Here is an 18,451-nt window from a genome sequence, read left to right as displayed (position 1 = left end):
ATTCTAAGTTTAAGAGTTTTACTCTTCTTCAAACAAACTTATTATATCATGTTTTGCTTAAGAAAAAAGGATTGGACGGTGATTTCCAAAACTTTCTTCCTTCTGCAGTCTAGAGTGGGTAGACTTTGCGAAATTCTTCTAAAACAACCTTGCTGTCAGGAGTAAAAGTCAGTCCGGTTTCCCTCATCCACTCGGTGAAAAAATCCTCATGAACCTGACGCCAATAGGCTAGGGATTTGTCACCTTCCCCTTCCTTATAGGCATGGTCGGCAGAAACTTGATGAAAAGGCTGAACGGAGACCTTGGTAATTTCGACAATGCAGACAGCCTGATCTTGACTGTCTAAAATGACATCGAAGGTCCCTTCTTGTGGAAGAGGTTCGTCTTCTAGTGCGTAGAGGTCGTAAGCTGAGGCGGTTGCAGTCTTTTCGCCTCTTAGAACCAAGTCGGCCAAGAGATCTGCTTCCACTCCAAAAGCCCAGGCATCTATCTCATCTCCAATCGTGGGGTTAATTTGCTTGTAAATATTCCACATTTCTTGCGGTGTCATAGTTTGCTCCTTTGTAATTTTTTACTTACTTCTTTTATACGTTTGAGATGGTCTGGATGATCAATCTCTAAATTAAAAATCTCTGGAATAGAACTGTAGTGGATAATACACTTGATACCCGTCTGATTCATTTTTTGTATGAAAGAAGCATTCAGATAGCCTGCTACAGCAAAGTCAATCTTTTTCATCCTTGCTTTATCCTGCATATCTCTCAGCATATCTAACATTATTGGACTTTCCATATCATGCCATTGACTATTTCTCACAGTCGCAAAAACAAAAGAAGTCAAATCATTCATTCCAACTACAATCTTTGAAATACCAGTTTCCAGTATCCTGTCCAAGTCAAAATAAGCTGACGGTAACTCAATCATTGTGCCGACTTTTCCAGTAAAACCATGCTCACGCAATACTCTAATAGCTTGTTTTAACTGCTCAGCATCATTGATAAAAGGAAAAATAACAGACAGATTGGGATTTGTTTGATAAACTTCTGTAACGACATGTGCTTCAGCCTGAAATTCTTCAGGACACGCCAGCAAGCGCCTAGTTCCTCTATAACCAAACAAGGGATGATTTTCATCAAAATGCTCTTTAGTCCCCTCTAAACAATTAGCTTCTGTATTTGTTAACTCTGAAAAACGATACCAAACCTCTTCATCTGAGTACAAGGAGCAAATGGTATCTAGATAATCTTTTACAAATTGCTGACAACTTGCTAATAGGATGTTTTGATTAAGCTCTCTCAACAAATATTCCCCACGAATCATACCAACATGATGCAATAATTGAGGGTAAACTTTTTCAACAATTTGTTCGCCACTAAGAGCAAGTTGGTTTTGCATAGCCATTCACCTCGTCTTAAAACATACAATATCAGATATCATTATATGATACCTTCCTCTAGTTCAAAAGCTTCATAAGGTTCAAATAACTCATATCCTAAAAATTCTGCTACTTTTTTGGAAGCCTCGTTATGAGCATCCCAAAGTGGAAACATATCTCTATTTAAACTCTCCAGAATCATTGTAGCACCAAGCTTTTTAGCAAATCCATTTCCTTGTTCGTTTGGTCTAGTTGCAACTTCCACTTCAACTGCTCCACGGTAAACTAACCCTGAGGAAATCCCAGCAATCAGTTCATTATTTTTAAGAATCACAAAGCCAAATCCACCCTTTAAAACAAAATCCTGATAGGACTCAAAATCCCCCTGTAAATCTTGTGACCATTCTTCCTCAGAAAAGCAGTTATAAATATGATTATCAATAGGCACAATATTGTAATCTTCCTCTAAGTGAGTAACTAGACCATTTAGAAATTCAACTTGAAAATTTGCCTTATCTTTAAAAGAATAGCGAGTAAAAGAATTTAGCTCCACTTTCCGATGTAGAAAATCTTGCCAATTAGTATCTTCTGAAATAATAATCTTATAATCTAAACCGTATTTCCTAACAAAATCTTCCCAAAATCTGGAATCCAACTCCCCTGCTAGGTATAGAAAATTTCCAACATCATAAAAGCTTGTTGTCCTATCACTGTTTCGGTAGACAGTTCCGATTTGAGATTTAAGACCATAAAGAACCATATTTTTCTTCCATGTTTTAAATAGTTCCATTATCCCCCTACTTCACCTTCCAATTCATATACAAGGTCTTGTCCAGCTCTGGAAATCCTAATAATTCAGACTTAACCTTCAAGACTAAGGGCGAAGCATTTTTTTCTGTGATCTCTTGAATATCCATCCAAACATATCCGAGCGAATCATTCGCACCATCAGAGACAACTTCCGAAATCGTAACTTGAGCTTCCTTCTCGTTGACCTCAATATCATAAAATGCCATGATATGGTGAACCATAAAATTTTTTAACTCTTCCCTGACGAAAACATCGTAGATTCGAGGATTGGAGTAGTTTCTAACAGTAAAGCCCGTCTCTTCCATAACTTCTCTAATCAGCGTTTCCGTCAATCCTTCATCAAGTTGCTGACTACCACCAGGTAGATCATAACGATGTTGATAAGGGCCTCTCGTTTTTTCAATGCAGAGTAACTTCCCATTTTCAAAGCAAACAGCATAGACTCCAAAGTGTTTTTTGATTTCCATTCAACTCCTCCTACTTCAAACTCCAACCACCATCAATGGTCAGGATTTGTCCTTGCATGGCGCTCGCTTTTCCACTTGCTAAGAAAAGGCTAATCTCTGCTACTTCCTCTGGCTCAATCCAGCGCTTGATTGGCGTTTCACTAGCTACCCAGTCTGCTAATCCACCGGGTTCAAAGTCCGCAGCGGTCATAGCTGTCTTGACTGCCCCTGGAGCAATCCCAAAGACCTGAATACCAGTCTCAGCATAGTCTAGAGCCAACTGCTTGGTAAAGCCAGCTAAGGCGTGCTTAGACGAGGTATAGGCGTGACCACCTCCGCCAGCTAGACTTGAAGCAATCGAACACATATTGATGATGATTCCTTTTTTATTTTCCAACATTTGTGTAAAATAATGCCGAGTCAACTCAACAGGAGTCACGTAGTTGATTTCAAAAATCTCTTGAATTTCCTGCGCTGATTGTTCCAATAAGGGTTTGTAAGCATCCAAAACTCCTGCAGTATTGCACAAAACATCCACCCGAGGGCACCAGTCAAAAACAGGTTTCAAGTCCAAGGTCAAATCTCTCTGTAAAAAGTAGAAATCACCCTCTAAGAGTGGATTTTCACCTTGGTCCACTCCATATACTTGATACCCCTTCTCTAAAAAGAGTCGGGCTTGAGCCAGACCAATCCCTGAACTCACTCCCGTAATCAATACACGTCTAGTCATGCACTTCTACCCAATCCGTCGCCAAAACATCACAAGGTGTCGGGCTCCACATGGAAAAACCTTCCCCTTCTCCAGACACGTTGATGAGGAAATAAGGCGTCACTTCAAGTGCAACCCCGTTTTGCTCGATAGTGTCAAAGAGTTGGACATAGTTTTCAGCCCCTCCCCAACCAGTTCGTACATATTTTTTCTTGTCCTTTAACCCAGGCAGGATTTCTTCAAAAGTCATGTTGTTCTCCTTTAATGCTACATTCTTCATTTAATTATAACAAAAAACCGTTTTCCAACGGCTTTTTGACTGTATCTTAGTTCAATAAAACAAATAGCTATCCAATTTTTTAATTATTTCAGTTCAATTAATTTATTGTAGATTTTCTCAGTCAGTTCTTTCTGTTGCGCTCCTGTTAAATGGTGCGAAGTGCGAATTAATATGGTTCCATAAACATAGTGGGATCCCGGATTTAAAGCAGTTCCATCAAAAGCACTAATATAAGTATTGCGCTTTTCTGCATCTTCTTTTGTCTTATAAACTTCTATATTTCCACCAGCATCATTACCTTTTTGAACAATATCTGAGCCTTCTACAGATTCATTCACTTGCTTGTCAACGAAATATACAGACGCTGTATATCCTCCTTGTTTATTTAATTTTTTATTAGGGTCATTATCCTCCGTAACAGATTGTACTCCAGTAATTGATTCAATTTCTTTGAGTCTTTCTTCAATAAAAGAACTAGAAGGATTTGTAATTTGTTTTAATTGAAGAATGCTATTTTGATAGTGAGTCAATTTTTCAGACAAATTCTTTTTTGTTTCACTATAATCTAATGGTTGACTTAATTCTTCAATTTGCTTCTCAATCTTAGCAGTCGCTTTCTCCATTTCTGGTTCTTTACGAAGTGAATCTTTGCTATCCTTTATAGTTGATTTCAATTCTTCCAATGTCTTAGAATCAAGAGGTTCTTCATTATTCTCAATAACCTTTTCAGCCTCAGCTATTTGATCTTCAACTTCTTTATTCTTTTCATTTAAATCCTTTACTACATCTTCAAACTTAGTTACAACAGCTTGATGAGGCACATAGGATAAGAAATAGTATCCTGTTGCCAAACCTAAAGCAATAAAAGTAATAAGCCCAACAATCATTGATTTCTTCATTTTAAACTCCTTAATTTATAAGCAATCTCTTCTATATTTTAATATATTGTTTTAAAAATTTCAAGTTTAAAAAGCTATAGAATCAACTTATTGCCAGATATACAAAAACGATAACCACTTCTCAGTAGTTACCGTTGATTTCTTTTGATTAGTCTTTCCCACCAAGTTTGCTGTTGATGGTCATCATGATGCTGGCTATCTTCTCACCCCAGTACGGATCGGAAGCATAGCGAACATTCATTCCAGTTGCCTTGTTTCCAAGGTGGTCTCTACCATAGTCAATGTAATTTTCACGAATCCACTTGGCCGCTCCAAGAATTCCTTTGTCCACATTATCAAAGCTCTTGGCTGAGAGATATGGGCTAGTATCATAAGCAGCAATACCAAAGAAGTTGTTCTTATCTCTGGCAATTTGACTACGTCCCCACGCACTTTCAAGAGCGCTATGTGCCATCAAGTAAAGGGCATTGACACCGTAGCGTTCCTCAGCTTCTTTGAAAGTCGCTCCTTTACCTGCTAGAGGACTATCCTGCAAGTTCATCATCGAATACAGTTTATCCAATTCAGCTGCACTATAATTACTTGGTTCTCTTAAGTTTTTATAGAGGAAAGGATTTTTAATGGTAAAGCCATCAAAGTGCTCTCCATCAGTTGAGTAGTACTTCTTACCAATAACCATAGCAGAGGTGTGTGGAGCTACTTTGATACTCGTATATGGAGAGAGTTCATGGTAGAGGAATTTCCCATCACTAGTATAATGAGGGATAAACTCGCTACCTTCATCTACTGCTGTCAAATCACTTTGATTCATATAGCCAGACAAGCCAGAAATCGAAACTGCAAGTCGGCCGCCTTTTCGCGTCGAGCTATCCAGTGAAACAATGCTTCCTTGGTTAATGTAACTCAAGATTTCTCCAGATGCACTATAGACATAGGCAGTGATTGGTTTAACTTTGTAATATTTGGTTTTATCCGCAACATGCCATCTACCAGAAGCATCCAAGGTATGACCATCCACAGTTTCATTTTTTGCCATATAACCGCCTGATTTAAGGTAATACCATGATTGGTCGGATGAATCGTAGATTAATTCTTTCTCAGCCATCTTTCCATTTGACTTGAGGTAGAACCAGTTGTTCTTGTACCATACCCACTCACTCGCAGCCATATAACCACCAGATTTGAGATAGTAGTAACCATTATCCCAGAGCCATTCTTTATTGGCATAATTTCCATCAGAGTTGATATAGAACCAAGAGTTATAATTCTTGTCAAAGAGCCACCCTTTGCCAGCTTTTGCTCCACTGCTCGTCACATAACTGCGGTCAATCCAAGTTTCCATAGAGAGGTAGCCGCCTGATTTGAAATGGTAATCCTTGCCTTTGATGGTTTGCCAACCTTTTTCAGCATAGGTTCCGTCAGCTTTCAAGTAAAACCAAGAGTTATAATTCTTGTCAAAGAGCCATTCCGATTTCAATTTAGCTCCACTCTTCGCAACATAGAAGCGATCTATCCAGCGCTCGGTAGAAAGATAACCGCCTGATTTGAAATGGTAATCTTTTTCTTTAATCGTTTCCCAGCCTTTTTCGGCATAGGTTCCGTCAGCTTTCAAGTAAAACCAAGCATCATAATTCTTATCAAAGAGCCATTCCGATTTCAATTTAGCTCCACTCTTCGCAACATAGAAGCGATCAATCCAACGTTCAGTAGAAAGATAACCGCCTGATTTAAAATGGTAGTCCTTCCCATCTATAGTTAACCACCTATTTTCAGCATAGGTACCATCTTGTTGAAGGTAGAACCAACTGCTATAGTTGTCATCATAAATCCAGGCTTGTTTAACCTTATTACCATTTTCTGATATATAGCTTTTACCAAGCCAAGCATTTTTCAGCATTTTACCTTGTGAATTGATGTAGTACTGGTTCTCACCTTGAGTGATCCACTCATCTTTGGCCATTTTCCCGTCTTCTTTAAGGTAATATTTTTCTTGACCTTGTTGAATCCATTCTTTTTGAGCTTTCTGACCATCAGACTTTAGATAATACCAGGATTCTTTTTCCTGATTAAATACCCACTGTTCCTTTGCTTTAGCACCACTTTCAGTCACATAGTACTGGCCAACCCACGTTTTCGTAGCTAATTTTCCAGCTTCGTTAAAATAGTAATCTTTACCACCAACTGTCAACCAGCCATTTTCTGCACGTTGACCATTATCTTTAAGATAAAACCAGTTCTGATGCGTTTGGTCAAAAAGCCATTGCTTGGTTGCTGGTTTCCCGTCTGCTTTGAGGTAGGTCTTTCCTTGCCAAGTCCCCTCTTCTGCTTTTGCTGTCTCCACTACAGTAAAAAAACACCCCAATAAGCCAGCACTTACTAGGGCCACTTTCCATCGTTTCATTTAAATGCTCCAATAACGTTTTCTAAACCCTATTGTAACATAGTTAATCGACGGAAATATTACAAATTGATGAAGATTCTATTTCTTGTTGACGATAAGGAAGACCTAGCTTATCTCAGATTGGCTTTGACTTCCTGACGGAGATTTTCTAGACTGCTAATGCCGTATTTATCCATGACTTTTGGTAAATTTTCAATAATATCAGGACAGGCATATGGATTGGTAAAATTGGCTGTTCCAACTCCGATAGCAGAGGCACCAGCCAGATACATTTCTAGCGCTGCTTCAGCAGAATCCACTCCTCCCATTCCAATGATGGGAAGGTCGGTTGTTTGGGCGACTTGGCGGATGAGTTTGAGGGCTACTGGAAAGACTGCTGGTCCAGACATTCCACCTGTTCCATTGGCTAGGATTGGTTTTCTGGTTTTAAGGTCAAAGCGCATACCGACAAGGGTATTGATCATGGTTAGGCCACTTGCCCCTGCATCTTCTGCGGCTTTGGCGATGGTGACAACATCCGTTACACTAGGGGTTAATTTAACATAAACTGGCACATCAGAGGCTTCCACAGCTGCCTTTACCACTTCATAAGCCAAGTCAGGATCTTGCCCAATCAAAAGTCCATGATTGCCGTGATCCACATTCGGACAAGAGATATTGAGCTCGATAGCTTTTACATTTGTAGCCTTGGAAATCCCCTGAGAAACGGCAGCGTACTCTTGTTTTGAAAAGCCTGCTACATTGGCGATGATGGGAAGCGAAGGATATTCTCTTTCCAGCCAAGGCAACTTTTCAGCTAAAACAGCTTCTAAACCTGGATTTTGTAAACCGATTGCATTGAGCATACCTGCAGGCGTTTCTGCCACCCTGGGAGTAGGATTCCCAAAACGGGGTTCAAGTGTCGTCGCCTTGATCATAATGGAGCCTAAAAGGTCTAAATCATAGTATTTGGCATACTCTTGGCCGAAACCAAAACAGCCTGATGCTGGAATGATGGGATTTTTCAAATCCAAGCCCGGTAGAGAAACTTGTAAACGTTTGTTAGTCATGACTTTCTCCTTATAATACAACTGTTCCTGTGCGAAAAACAGGGCCATCTTCACAGACGCGTTGGCTGACGGTCTCACTATCTGGCACTTTTAGAACGCAGGCATAGCAAGCTCCCATCCCACAAGCCATACGAGATTCTAGAGATAGATAGGCTCTTGGATGATCATAAAAGGTTTGATTGATATACTTCATCATTCCCGGAGCACCACATGAGTAAACCGCATCAAATTGACTGTCTAAATCATTGATAACAACAGAAACATTTCCCTTGATGCCATAAGAACCATCATCTGTCGTTACAAAGACCTGACCATATCGGGCCAATTCGGTTTCGAGAATAACAGCATCCTTAGTCGCAAAACCGAGGACTGTCACTACTGTCACCCCACGCGCATGCAATTCCTTGGCTACTTCTAGCAAGGGTGGAACACCAATCCCACCACCAACGAGGAGGACTTGACTCTGGTCGTCTAGGTCAGACAAGTCAAAACCATTTCCCTGAGGTCCCATCACATCAAGAGTATCTCCCTGACTTAAGGTTGAAAAAATAGCTGTCCCAGCCCCCTCAATCCGATAAATAAGGTGACACTGCTTGTTTGCTTTGTCAATAGACGAAATTGAAATAGGGCGGCGCAAGAGATGGGCGTCATCAGGCACACGCAGATGAAGAAATTGGCCGGCTCGCATGGCTTCAACCATCTCCCCTTCTAGGACTAATTCAAAGATTGCTGGCGCAATTTCCTCTTGTGCGACCACCTTCATGGTTTCCAAACGAATGGCACCCAAACGCTTCTTACATGTGGGATTCATGACTTTTCCTCCTTAAATTTAAGGGGACCAGATAAAGAAAAGGCCTTGCTAATGCAAGGCCTCAGTTGGGTTAGGCTAGAACTCATGCGCACACTTAAAAAGTCTCCACAGAGAGTCCCCTTATCCCTTTTATCTGACACCTTGTGAGTCTCTCTGGACTCCCCTTAAAGGTTAAATTTGTATTAGTATACTCTTTCAAAGAAAAAAAGTCAAGTAGAAAACGAACATTCTACTTGACTTCACTGGATTATTTTTCACGAATGACTTCGACCTTGTAACCGTCAGGATCCTTGACAAAGTAATAGTTTGGTTGAGTTCCTGGAAGTCCATTAGGAGCTGTCACCTCATAGCCTTTAGCGCTATGTTCTTGATGTAGGGCCTCAAGGTCAGGTGTACTGAGGGCGATATGGGCGAAGCCATCTCCTACCACGTAAGGACCGTGATCATAGTTATAGGTCAACTCCAACTCATAGTCATCCCCCTCAAGTCCTAGATAGACAATGGTGAAAGCATGATCTGGAAAATCTCTGCGACGCAATTCTTTAAATCCAAAAGCATCTTGATAAAAAGCGATTGATTTTTCAAGGTTTTCTACTCGCAAGCAAGTGTGTAGCATTTTTGAAGCCATTTTCATTACCTCTTTCGTTTTAATAGTTCTATTATACCTTTATTCAGGAAAATTTACTAGAAACTTGAACCAGAGTCCTCTTCTCTACGCTTTCATTCTAAGCAGCACTTTTACGATTTTCCTTGCGTATATTGCGAATAAGGAAAAGCATGATCAGGACAAAAAGTCCCTCGAGGAAGTAGAACGTAAATTCGCTGTTCATGATTAGTAAGTCTTTGTAATGATAGTTATTACCGAAAACTGAATTTGGTGCAAATAGGATTCGGAACAGTCTTCTTAGGAAAATAAAGATCTGCAATCCATAAATCATAAAGACCTTCTTCACACCAATCATGAAGCCTTGTTCCTTTGTAAAATAAGATAAGGCAATTCCATTTAACAAGAGGATAACAGTTATAGCCAGTGTTTCATTTCGTAGAATAGTTGGATCAAAGATATCTAAACGGCTGTGAATATATGGCAACGTTTGAAAGAGTAGGATTCCCAAGATTGCTGGTATGAAAATTTTCTTCAGAGATGGTGGAAATCCAGGACTGAATCTTGTAAAAGACAAGCAAATCACAAGGATTGCAAAAATATGGAAGTAGGCTGTTGCAACTCCTGAAATAGTCTGGCTTTGATTTACCAAAGCAGAAAGAAAACCAGCAGAAAGAAAGATACCGATAGGAATCAGCTTCTCCAAAGAATAATCCCACTTCAGCCCCTGACTCACTTGGAAACCATCGATGAAGCTGAAAAATGTAATGAACATAAGGGCACCAATGAGACCAAATGGTAAGGATGGAATGACGAGGATTAATAACAAGATTAATAGGAACCATGGATGAGGACTGTAGTAGAATTTCCGTTTTTCTCCTCTAGCAGTCACTCCCTCCTCAATCGGTGTTTTCCTTAATTTTAGCATATAGACGTAAAAGAGTGAAAACATGCCCGCATGAACCCATGAATTATAACCAGGTCGCTCTATAATACTGAGTAGCAAACATACAATCGTAAAGAGACCAGAGAAAATCTGAAGAAACTTATTATTAAATACCTGTCTTTTTTTCCAATCCAAATAAGAGAGCTTGGCCTTTGGATGACTAAGTTCATAAGCATAAGCTGTCATCTCTTCTAGTTTCTGGTCTGTCTCCTCCGTCATCATTTGGGGAGCCATTTTAGAAGTAGGAAAAGGAGCCAAAACATATCTCAAGAGCTTGCCATCTGTAAACCGATGGTACTCCTTATAGATTTGTTGAAGCAAAATCGTTAGAATGCGTGGTCTTCCTTTAAAGTAGCTTCTCCACTTTTCCCAATCATTGATATCTTCATCGCTCTTGGTGAGCTTATCTATATAAAGATAACCTTCATTGTACCAGTAATCAAAATTTTCTTTTTTGTTAAGTGCATACTCCTCTACCACTGAAGGATAAGAATGGATACTCTTCCAGAAATGAAGTTTCTTCAGGTAAGGATTTGATTCCTCATCACTATAACGCTCCACAAATTGGAAAACAAGGGCTAACACTTTCGCATTGGTTAAAGGATAGACGTCCACCTTTTCTAACAAATCAAGTAGGAGCGTGTGATCTTTGACTGATTCAAAAAGGTATTGCCAATCACGTAACAGTTTATACTCGTCTTCATAGTGAGCATGGAGCAACTCATAGAAGGCTGCCTCAACTTCATCCGGATTATCTAGAGTGTAATGACTAAAGTCAACGTTTTCTCCCAGCTCCTCTTTTACTTCCTCTAAGTAATCAGCCAAGTCGTTCAAGAGTGGATAATCCTCTTCAAATATGACTTGTCGGTTTTTTTCCAGGATATAGGTTAAAACGGGCACACTCTTGATTATCTGACGATTCTGATTTACTTGATCTAAGACCATAAAGGCCAAATAAGGGTGCTTGAAAAACTCTATCCAGGAGCTCAATTGATTTGCTTTGTTAAAATCTTGGAGAATTTCTTGGCAAAGTTGATAAGAATAATAGAATTCTTCAGTGGCTTCATGTGCGCTTTCAAGCGAACTGCCTTCCTCTTCTGCTATAGCTCTTTTAACTTTCCAATACTTCAATTTATAGTAATAGCCCCAGTGTCGGAAGTCAGGTATATAATCTTCCAGCAAGGGAATGAGGATAGAGAATTGCTCTGGTTTATTAAAAATATAAACATCCATTTCCTCTAAAACGGATTGAACAATGTCCATATCATACTGATACTGATGAAAGAACTGACGCCATAGATGCTCTTGTTCCTCTTGGTTATAACCGTCATTTCCAACAATACTTTCAATCGCATTTCGAATCAGATAAGTTTCTTCATTATAACCACTAAAGTCAAGAGTAGACCTTGTTATTCCTTCTTGCCCTTGGTTCTCTTCGTCACCAAACGTTTCAAAGTTGAGGGTATTCTTAGCTCTTTCTTCAGAATCTCCATTTAGCTGAACTTCCTCATCATAGTCACTAAAGTCAAGGGTGGACTTTTGCTCATTCTCTTCTGCTTTAAAGGTTTCAAAGTTAAAGGAATCGCTGGTTTTATCAGTCGATTGCTGATAATCACTGAAATCAAGACCAGATCTTTCAGACTCTTCGTTCTCAGTCTTCGTTTTTTCAGTCAAGTTTTCAAAGTTGAGACTAGAGTTAGGTTTTTCATTCGCCTCTTCTTCAAGTTCAGTAGCTTCTTGAGAGTCACTCGCTTTTCTTAGACTATTTTCTGGTCTTGTATTTTTATATCTCGCATAAGTCAAGGCTTTTTGGTAAGCTTCAACAATTTCTTGGTAAATTTCTGGTTGGTCTTCTGGGTGATAGAGCCGAACCAGTTCAGCATAACGCCTTCTAATAAGCTTGACGTCAGTCGTTGGCTCTATCCCTAAAGTTTCCCATATATTCATAAGGTCTCCTCTTTTACAGTCCTCGCTCTAGGAAGTCTAGATAGTTTGAAAATGATTGATAGAGTTTTGGCAAATGATACATAGATGCTTGGCTGACCTCTTCTTCAAATCGTCTTGTTTCAGCCATTAGCTCATCTCTTCTTCTCCCCAAGAGCATACTGTACACGCGATTCGCTTTTTCAATCAAGAAGCGATAAACCTCTGTTTCTTGAGCATTGATCTTATAGCGAGTCAACTCTGCTTGCTTAGCCTTGATTTCCTTTTCTGTCAGAGTAACACTATCTTGGAGAATAACATGACTAAAGACTTCCTGTGTTGAATCAATTTTCACTTCGACATCCAAAATCCCATTTAAATCATAGGTAAATCGAACTGTGAAACCTTCATTTACTCGAGTATTCACAGGGACGGGAACTTCTAATTCTCCTAGAAACAGATTTTGTGATGCCTTCATCATCTCACCTTGATAGACCTTTATCTTGACTTGACTCTGTCCCAATTCAGCCGTATAGTACTGTTCGATGCGTGAAGCAGGCAGGGTAGAATTTCGCTCAATAATCGGCGAAAAGCGGTCACCAACTATTTCTATCCCCAGTGTAAAAGGGCAAATATCAGACAGTAATAAATCTCGTATCTCACCCTGGCGTTCTTTGATTCCTGCTAAAAGGGCACAACCTCGCGCAATCATCCGATCGGGATCATCAGATACCTGCACCATTTGATTGATACAGTAGGATAAAAAGTCCTGAACCAAGTGGAGTTTCGAAGTCCCACCAACAAGAACAAAATTATCAGAAGACACATAGCTATAGCGTGCGTCCATCAAGGCACGGTCCAAAACAGCCTTAACACGTGCTAGCAGCGGTTGACAAAGCTCATAAAAGCGCTGGTAGCTCAAGTCTAAAGAGTATTCCTGATCTTGGTCCATCACTGTCATCTTCACTTCTTCTTTATCATTCAGTTCCAGCTTTGTCTTTTCAGCCTGTACCAAAATTTTGCTATAAAATTCACGGGAAATAGTATCCTTGGTTAATTGATTGGAGACTAAAAATTCCTCAGCAATAGCCGCAGTAAAGTCTTCTCCCCCCAAGCGATTGTCCCCTGCGATTGACACGATTTCAACGATATTATCAAAAAGCTCCACAACTGAAATGTCTAGAGTTCCACCACCAAAATCGACTACAATAAAAGATTGATCTTCCTGGTTTACCATAGATCTTTTAGCAAGAGCAGCTGCGGAAGGCTCATTGATAATCCGATCAATCTGAACTCCAGCAAATTTCCCTGCTAGTTTGGTCGCATAGCGTTGAGCATCGTTGAAATAAGCTGGTACACTGACAATCACTTCCTCGACCTTTTCTCCAAGATAGGTCTCTGCATCGTCTACCAACTTTCGAATGATAAAAGAGCTTAATTCTTCAGCCTTATATGCTCGATTTCCTAGGGTCAACTCATGTTTAGTCCCCATAAAACGCTTGAATTGTGAAACCGTCTTATCTGGGTGAGTCACCAAGCGTTCCTTGGCAATTTTTCCAACTATAATCTCATCATTGTCATCTAAAGCCACAACAGATGGAGTCAAATACTCACCAAAAGCATTGGGAATCAGCTTGATTTGACCATCTTGATAAACCCCCACTAAAGAATTAGTCGTTCCTAAATCAATACCTACTATCATCTTCTTCTAACTCCAAATCTTTTTTAGATATACCTATTATACAGGAAATATCCTATTTTCTTTGAAAAAATCTGTGATTTACTCTTTAAAATCGAAAATCGTTTAAGGAAAATAAAAAAGTTTCACCCTACTCCTGCGGTAAAAACCACGAGAGTAAGAATGAAACAGTTGTCATTATTTACCAAGTTTTGCTTTAGCTGCATCTGCAAGAGCTGTGAAAGCTGCTGCATCGTTAACAGCCAAGTCAGCAAGCATTTTACGGTTAACTTCGATTTCAGCCAATTTCAAACCATGCATCAATTGTGAGTATGAAAGTCCGTTCAAACGAGCTGCCGCATTGATACGAGTGATCCACAATTTACGGAAGTCACGTTTTTTCTGACGACGGTCACGGTATGCATAGTAGTAAGAGTTCATTACTTGTTCTTTTGCAGTACGGAACAAGATGTGTTTAGCTCCATAGTAACCTTTTGCTAATTTAAGAATACGTTTACGACGTTTGCGTGATACAACGCCACCTTTAACACGTGCCATGTTTTATTTCCTCCAAATATTTCCTAGAATTGTTTACTTACTGTTAGGCTATTATTTCAAGCGAGTAAGCATTGCTTTGATACGTTTGAAATCTCCTGAATGCACCATAGATGCTTTACGAAGATGACGACGTTGTTTCTTAGTTTTTCCGTGGAAACGGTGAGAAGTGTAAGCACGGAAACGTTTAAGTCCACCAGAACCTGTACGTTTGAAACGTTTAGCTGATGCGCGGTGTGTTTTTTGTTTTGGCATGATTTTTTCTCCTTTATTTAACTTTCTGACAATTATTTTTTGTCAGTTGCTGGCGCCAACTGCATGAACATTTGGCGTCCATCCATCTTAGCTCGTTGTTCGATGATCGCAATATCTTGTGTTGCTTCAGCAAACTCGGCTAAAACTTTTGCACCAATCTCTTTATGGGTGATCATACGCCCTTTAAAGCGAATGGATACCTTAACTTTATTTCCTTTTTCAAGGAACTTGCGTGCATTGCGAAGTTTTGTGTCAAAGTCACCCTTGTCAATAGTTGGACTCAGACGAACTTCTTTCACAGTAACAACACTTTGTTTTTTACGTTGTTCTTTTTGCTTTTTCTGGTACTCAAATTTGAACTTACCGTAGTCCATAATTTTAGCAACAGGTGGTTTTGCTTGGGGTTGAATCAATACTAAGTCAACATTTGCACTATCAGCCAATGCTTGCGCTTCGCTGAGTGGCTTGATGCCTAGCTGTTCTCCCTCAAGACCGATCAAGCGAACTTCACGTACACGAATTTCATCATTGATGAATAAGTCTTGCTTTGCTATGGTTTTCACCTCTTTTTTATTATTAGAGAAAAACAATAGCGGACTCGTAATGATACAAGCCCGCACGTTATGATAGCGTTTCTTAGAAACTTTTCATCCGTAGGGCCAGGCAACTTGATGTCACAAGGCGAGAAGCTCTCACTTCTGCTTTTCTCAACTTTTATATGATACCAAGTTTTCTATTCCTTGTCAAGATAAAAAGTTATTTTTTCAAAAAAGTTTATCTATTTTATCTCACCGTTTCCATTCGCCAACTATTCCATCCTTTAAAGCGAATGGCTCCTTGCTGGTCAGTTCGGTAAACTTTGCTATTGATATTTTCAATTCGTGTCAAGGTTTCCTGATGGGGGAGTTTGGCACGATTGTTCTTGCCCACTGAAATGAGAGTAAGCTCTGGTTTGAGCTTCTCTAAAAAAGCTGGGCTAGATGAAGTCTTTGAACCATGTTGACCTGCCTTCAAGATATCCAACTCTAAGGTAGGGTATTGCTTTAAAAGTTCCTTCTCTCCCTTCTCCTTCAAGTTTCCAGTAAAGAGAAAGTGCTTATCCAAAAGTTTTCCATAAAGAACCAGAGAATCATCACGATCCCCATCTCCAATCTTCCTTGGAGATAGGACTTCTAAGTAACTGCCAAAAATCGGTAAATTCTCCCCTGCTGTCACACTGCGCACCTTAGTTTGACTTGCTTCTAGTTCCGCTACAAATTCCTTCTGTGTCAGACTTCCTTTTGATACTAAAATCTCTCCAACATGGAAAGCCTTGGTCACCTCCAGTAAATCACCAACATGTTCCTTGTCTGTATTGGTCAAAATCAGCTGGTCAATCTTATCTACTCCTCGACTTTTAAGATAAGGAATCAAGGTTCTCTGGGCATTGCTGGTCGTCGCCTTTTCTTGCCAAGCCTCGATTTTCTTATCAGATTCTGCCTTACCACCTACATCTATGAGAATGGTTTTACCAGTTACATCCCGTAGGAAAATACTCTCCCCTTGCCCAACATCTAGCATGGTAATTTCATTTTCAAGTGGATGCTTGGTCAAGAAAAAGAGCCCCACAATAAAAAGACTGACTCCTGCTAGTCTTTTGATGTTTTTCCTCATGTCATAGACCAAGGCTAATGAAACTAACAGTAGAATCAACAGCCATGCGTTGGGTTGACCAAAGACCAGGGGCCTACTTGCCAGCTGCGATAGCAAGCGAATGACGCCCTCCAACCACTCAAAGACAAAGTTAAACTGAGTGACTGGGTAAACGAAGGACAGAATGAATAAGATGGACAAAAGCGGCAAGAAGACCACATCAAACAGAAAGGAAAAGACAAAGGTCAAAAGGATAGACCAAGGCTGAAATTCTGCAAAATAAAAGGATAGAATGGGCAATATTCCCAAAGAAATGACCAAACTTTCTCTGGCAACAGCCTTGATCCCATCGCCTTCTTTGCTGGTCATGGTCAAGATAAAAGCATAAGCGCAGGACAAGACTCCTCCTGCAGTTAGGAAAAAGTTTGGCATAATGATAAAAAGGACAAGGACCGTCAAGGCAAAATTATCCAAGCCCTTAATACCATGTTGTGCTAGTAACTTTTGCAAGAGACTGCGAATAACAGATGCTGAAAATCCTGTCAGACCTGCATAGATAAGAGAAAAGGGATAAGTTAGCCACTTCAACTTTTCTTGAGTTAAGCCCAATCGCAAGAGGAGTTTCTTAAAGGCATCCATGAAAAAGCCTACCTGCATACCCGACAAGGCAAAGAGATGGATAATTCCAAGACTGGAATAGAGCTCATTCATCTCCTCAAAGTCCGTGTCCAAATGTCCTAAAAGAAGACCTGTCATATAATTGCGCATAGGATCTGGAAAGTGCATCTTGATCCAAACTACAGCCTTTCGACGTAAACTGGACAGATTTTCTCCTATATCCCAACTGCTAATCTTTCTCATTGACTGGATACTCTTGATAGTCAAAGTTTGGTAAATCCCCTGAGTTTTCAGATAGGCTTGGTAGTCAAAGCCACCAAAATTCCTCTGACCTTCAGGCTCTGAAAGTTTTCCTTCTATCTCTATCTCGTGAAGGTCTGTTAAGGCCTGAAAGAGCTCTTTCTCCTCCTCAGACTGGAGTTTATAGTAAACTTGGAAGGTGCGACCCTCAGCCTTGCCCCGAAAGGACAGACTGTCTCCATTGACTTTGATGGTATCTGGTAAAATCCGTACCCTTTCAACAGAATCCACTAGGTTTTGATTAGCTTGTGTCTGTTGCCAAGTTTGAAACAAAAACCAAAAACCAAAAACTCCACAAAACGCTAGAACTTTACCGGCCGATTTCCAAGGAAATTGGAAAAAGAGACAGACAAGCAAAAAAACAAAACCTAGCAGTGCGAGATAGGACACTCCAAAAATGGCATAGTAAAGCCAGAGCAACAGGAAACTCAGATAGATTAGGGGGATAGGGAAATTCTTAATCCACTGTAACATAGTCTTTTAGCTTTTCTATGGTCTTAGCGCCAATACCAGAAACTTTCTTTAATTCATCTACCGACTTGAATTTGCCATTTGTCTCACGATGATCGATAATGTCCTGAGCTCTTTTTCCTCCCAAGCCTTTAACCTGTTTGAGTTCTTCCAGACTGGCTTTGTTGAGGTTGACTTTCTTATCCTTGCTTGTCGAAGAAGGCGTTCCAGAGACAGTCTGCTGACCAGCTGCTTCTTCCCCCTTACTCGGAACGTAGACCAGAGCCTCGTCGCTGACTTTCTGGGCTAAATTGAGCGACTTGCTATCTGCTTGCTCTGTCAAGCCACCTGCTTTCTGAACAGCATCATGGACCCGACTACCGACTGGCAAATCATAAATCCCTGGTGATTTGACAGCACCTTTGACATCCACTGTAATCAGGTCTTGTTCCAGAGGCTCTTCTTTTTCCTCCTTCTTCACTTCTTTTTCAGACGATGAATCCTTTGAAACGGCCGAGACTTCAGTCTGCAAATTTGTTTCTTTCACAGATGTTTGTGAACTTGGCTTTAGTAGGAAAAATGCGCCCAAGACCAAGCCTAAAACAGCACAGATGACAATGATTTTATACTCTTTGATTTTCTCGATAATTACTTCCATATTTTCTCCTCTCTTAAGTTATTCGCAAGAGAAAGAAAAAAACAGCTGAAAA

General features: G+C 40.1%; 18 protein-coding genes and 1 other annotated feature. All 18 genes read right to left on the bottom strand.

The features are described from left to right. Positions 1 to 109 precede the first annotated feature (109 nt). Positions 110 to 550, bottom strand: coding sequence for an ASCH domain-containing protein (locus ACORHV_RS03580; protein ID WP_000188825.1), 441 nt, complete (start codon positions 548 to 550; stop codon positions 110 to 112). Beyond that, entirely contained in the window at positions 547 to 1,395 is an 849-nt protein-coding gene (locus ACORHV_RS03575) for a putative PEP-binding protein (RefSeq protein WP_008276044.1), read from the bottom strand. Before ACORHV_RS03575 ends, ACORHV_RS03580 begins: the two co-directional genes overlap by 4 nt. Before the next feature lie 41 nt (positions 1,396 to 1,436). After that, on the bottom strand, positions 1,437 to 2,165 hold the full coding sequence (locus ACORHV_RS03570) for a GNAT family N-acetyltransferase (protein ID WP_000418697.1): 729 nt from the start codon (positions 2,163 to 2,165) through the stop codon (positions 1,437 to 1,439). A 7-nt stretch (positions 2,166 to 2,172) separates the two neighbouring features. Then, positions 2,173 to 2,652: an NUDIX hydrolase gene (locus ACORHV_RS03565; protein WP_000403326.1), complete on the bottom strand. Its 480-nt coding sequence runs from the start codon at positions 2,650 to 2,652 to the stop codon at positions 2,173 to 2,175. 10 nt (positions 2,653 to 2,662) lie between these two features. Next, positions 2,663 to 3,361: a 3-oxoacyl-ACP reductase gene (locus ACORHV_RS03560; protein WP_000198455.1), complete on the bottom strand. Its 699-nt coding sequence runs from the start codon at positions 3,359 to 3,361 to the stop codon at positions 2,663 to 2,665. After that, positions 3,354 to 3,590, bottom strand: coding sequence for a DUF2829 domain-containing protein (locus ACORHV_RS03555; RefSeq protein WP_000141924.1), 237 nt, complete (start codon positions 3,588 to 3,590; stop codon positions 3,354 to 3,356). Before ACORHV_RS03555 ends, ACORHV_RS03560 begins: the two co-directional genes overlap by 8 nt. 113 nt (positions 3,591 to 3,703) lie before the next feature. Then, positions 3,704 to 4,519 carry a hypothetical protein gene (locus ACORHV_RS03550; protein ID WP_000749426.1) on the bottom strand — a complete coding sequence of 272 codons (816 nt, stop codon included), beginning with the start codon at positions 4,517 to 4,519 and terminating at the stop codon, positions 3,704 to 3,706. A gap of 148 nt (positions 4,520 to 4,667) precedes the next feature. Beyond that, the gene (locus ACORHV_RS03545) at positions 4,668 to 6,920 is read right to left on the bottom strand and encodes a glucosaminidase domain-containing protein (protein WP_000832906.1); all 2,253 of its coding nucleotides are present in this window, start codon (positions 6,918 to 6,920) and stop codon (positions 4,668 to 4,670) included. A 110-nt stretch (positions 6,921 to 7,030) separates the two neighbouring features. Beyond that, on the bottom strand, positions 7,031 to 8,017 hold the full coding sequence (locus ACORHV_RS03540; protein WP_161800715.1) for a dihydroorotate dehydrogenase: 987 nt from the start codon (positions 8,015 to 8,017) through the stop codon (positions 7,031 to 7,033). Then, a complete protein-coding gene (locus tag ACORHV_RS03535) occupies positions 7,980 to 8,780 on the bottom strand; it encodes a dihydroorotate dehydrogenase electron transfer subunit (RefSeq protein WP_001070074.1) in 801 nt (266 codons plus the stop codon). The genes ACORHV_RS03540 and ACORHV_RS03535 overlap by 38 nt, the downstream gene beginning before the upstream one ends. Before the next feature lie 247 nt (positions 8,781 to 9,027). Beyond that, the gene (gene gloA / locus ACORHV_RS03530) at positions 9,028 to 9,408 is read right to left on the bottom strand and encodes a lactoylglutathione lyase (RefSeq protein ID WP_000157150.1); all 381 of its coding nucleotides are present in this window, start codon (positions 9,406 to 9,408) and stop codon (positions 9,028 to 9,030) included. A gap of 97 nt (positions 9,409 to 9,505) precedes the next feature. Next, positions 9,506 to 12,277 (bottom strand): J domain-containing protein, encoded by a 2,772-nt coding sequence (locus ACORHV_RS03525; RefSeq protein WP_001028664.1) that lies wholly within the window; start codon positions 12,275 to 12,277, stop codon positions 9,506 to 9,508. Between the two features lie 13 nt (positions 12,278 to 12,290). Continuing rightward, positions 12,291 to 13,955 (bottom strand): Hsp70 family protein, encoded by a 1,665-nt coding sequence (locus ACORHV_RS03520; RefSeq protein WP_434398825.1) that lies wholly within the window; start codon positions 13,953 to 13,955, stop codon positions 12,291 to 12,293. A 174-nt stretch (positions 13,956 to 14,129) separates the two neighbouring features. Further along, positions 14,130 to 14,489: a 50S ribosomal protein L20 gene (gene rplT / locus ACORHV_RS03515; RefSeq protein WP_000124830.1), complete on the bottom strand. Its 360-nt coding sequence runs from the start codon at positions 14,487 to 14,489 to the stop codon at positions 14,130 to 14,132. 51 nt (positions 14,490 to 14,540) lie between these two features. Then, the gene (gene rpmI, locus ACORHV_RS03510) at positions 14,541 to 14,741 is read right to left on the bottom strand and encodes a 50S ribosomal protein L35 (protein WP_001125942.1); all 201 of its coding nucleotides are present in this window, start codon (positions 14,739 to 14,741) and stop codon (positions 14,541 to 14,543) included. A gap of 32 nt (positions 14,742 to 14,773) precedes the next feature. Further along, positions 14,774 to 15,304, bottom strand: coding sequence for a translation initiation factor IF-3 (gene infC, locus ACORHV_RS03505; RefSeq protein WP_000848184.1), 531 nt, complete (start codon positions 15,302 to 15,304; stop codon positions 14,774 to 14,776). 15 nt (positions 15,305 to 15,319) lie between these two features. After that, positions 15,320 to 15,451, bottom strand: a sequence feature (ribosomal protein L20 leader region). 73 nt (positions 15,452 to 15,524) lie between these two features. Further along, positions 15,525 to 17,765, bottom strand: a complete 2,241-nt coding sequence (locus ACORHV_RS03500) for a DNA internalization-related competence protein ComEC/Rec2 (protein ID WP_000942377.1) — start codon at positions 17,763 to 17,765, stop codon at positions 15,525 to 15,527. Continuing rightward, positions 17,749 to 18,399: a helix-hairpin-helix domain-containing protein gene (locus tag ACORHV_RS03495; protein ID WP_434398823.1), complete on the bottom strand. Its 651-nt coding sequence runs from the start codon at positions 18,397 to 18,399 to the stop codon at positions 17,749 to 17,751. The genes ACORHV_RS03500 and ACORHV_RS03495 overlap by 17 nt, the downstream gene beginning before the upstream one ends. Between the last annotated feature and the right edge of the window lie 52 nt (positions 18,400 to 18,451).

The organism is Streptococcus sp. KHUD_016 (genome assembly GCF_051106465.1).
Lineage (GTDB): Bacteria > Bacillota > Bacilli > Lactobacillales > Streptococcaceae > Streptococcus.
This window is presented reverse-complemented; position numbering and strand designations above follow the sequence as displayed.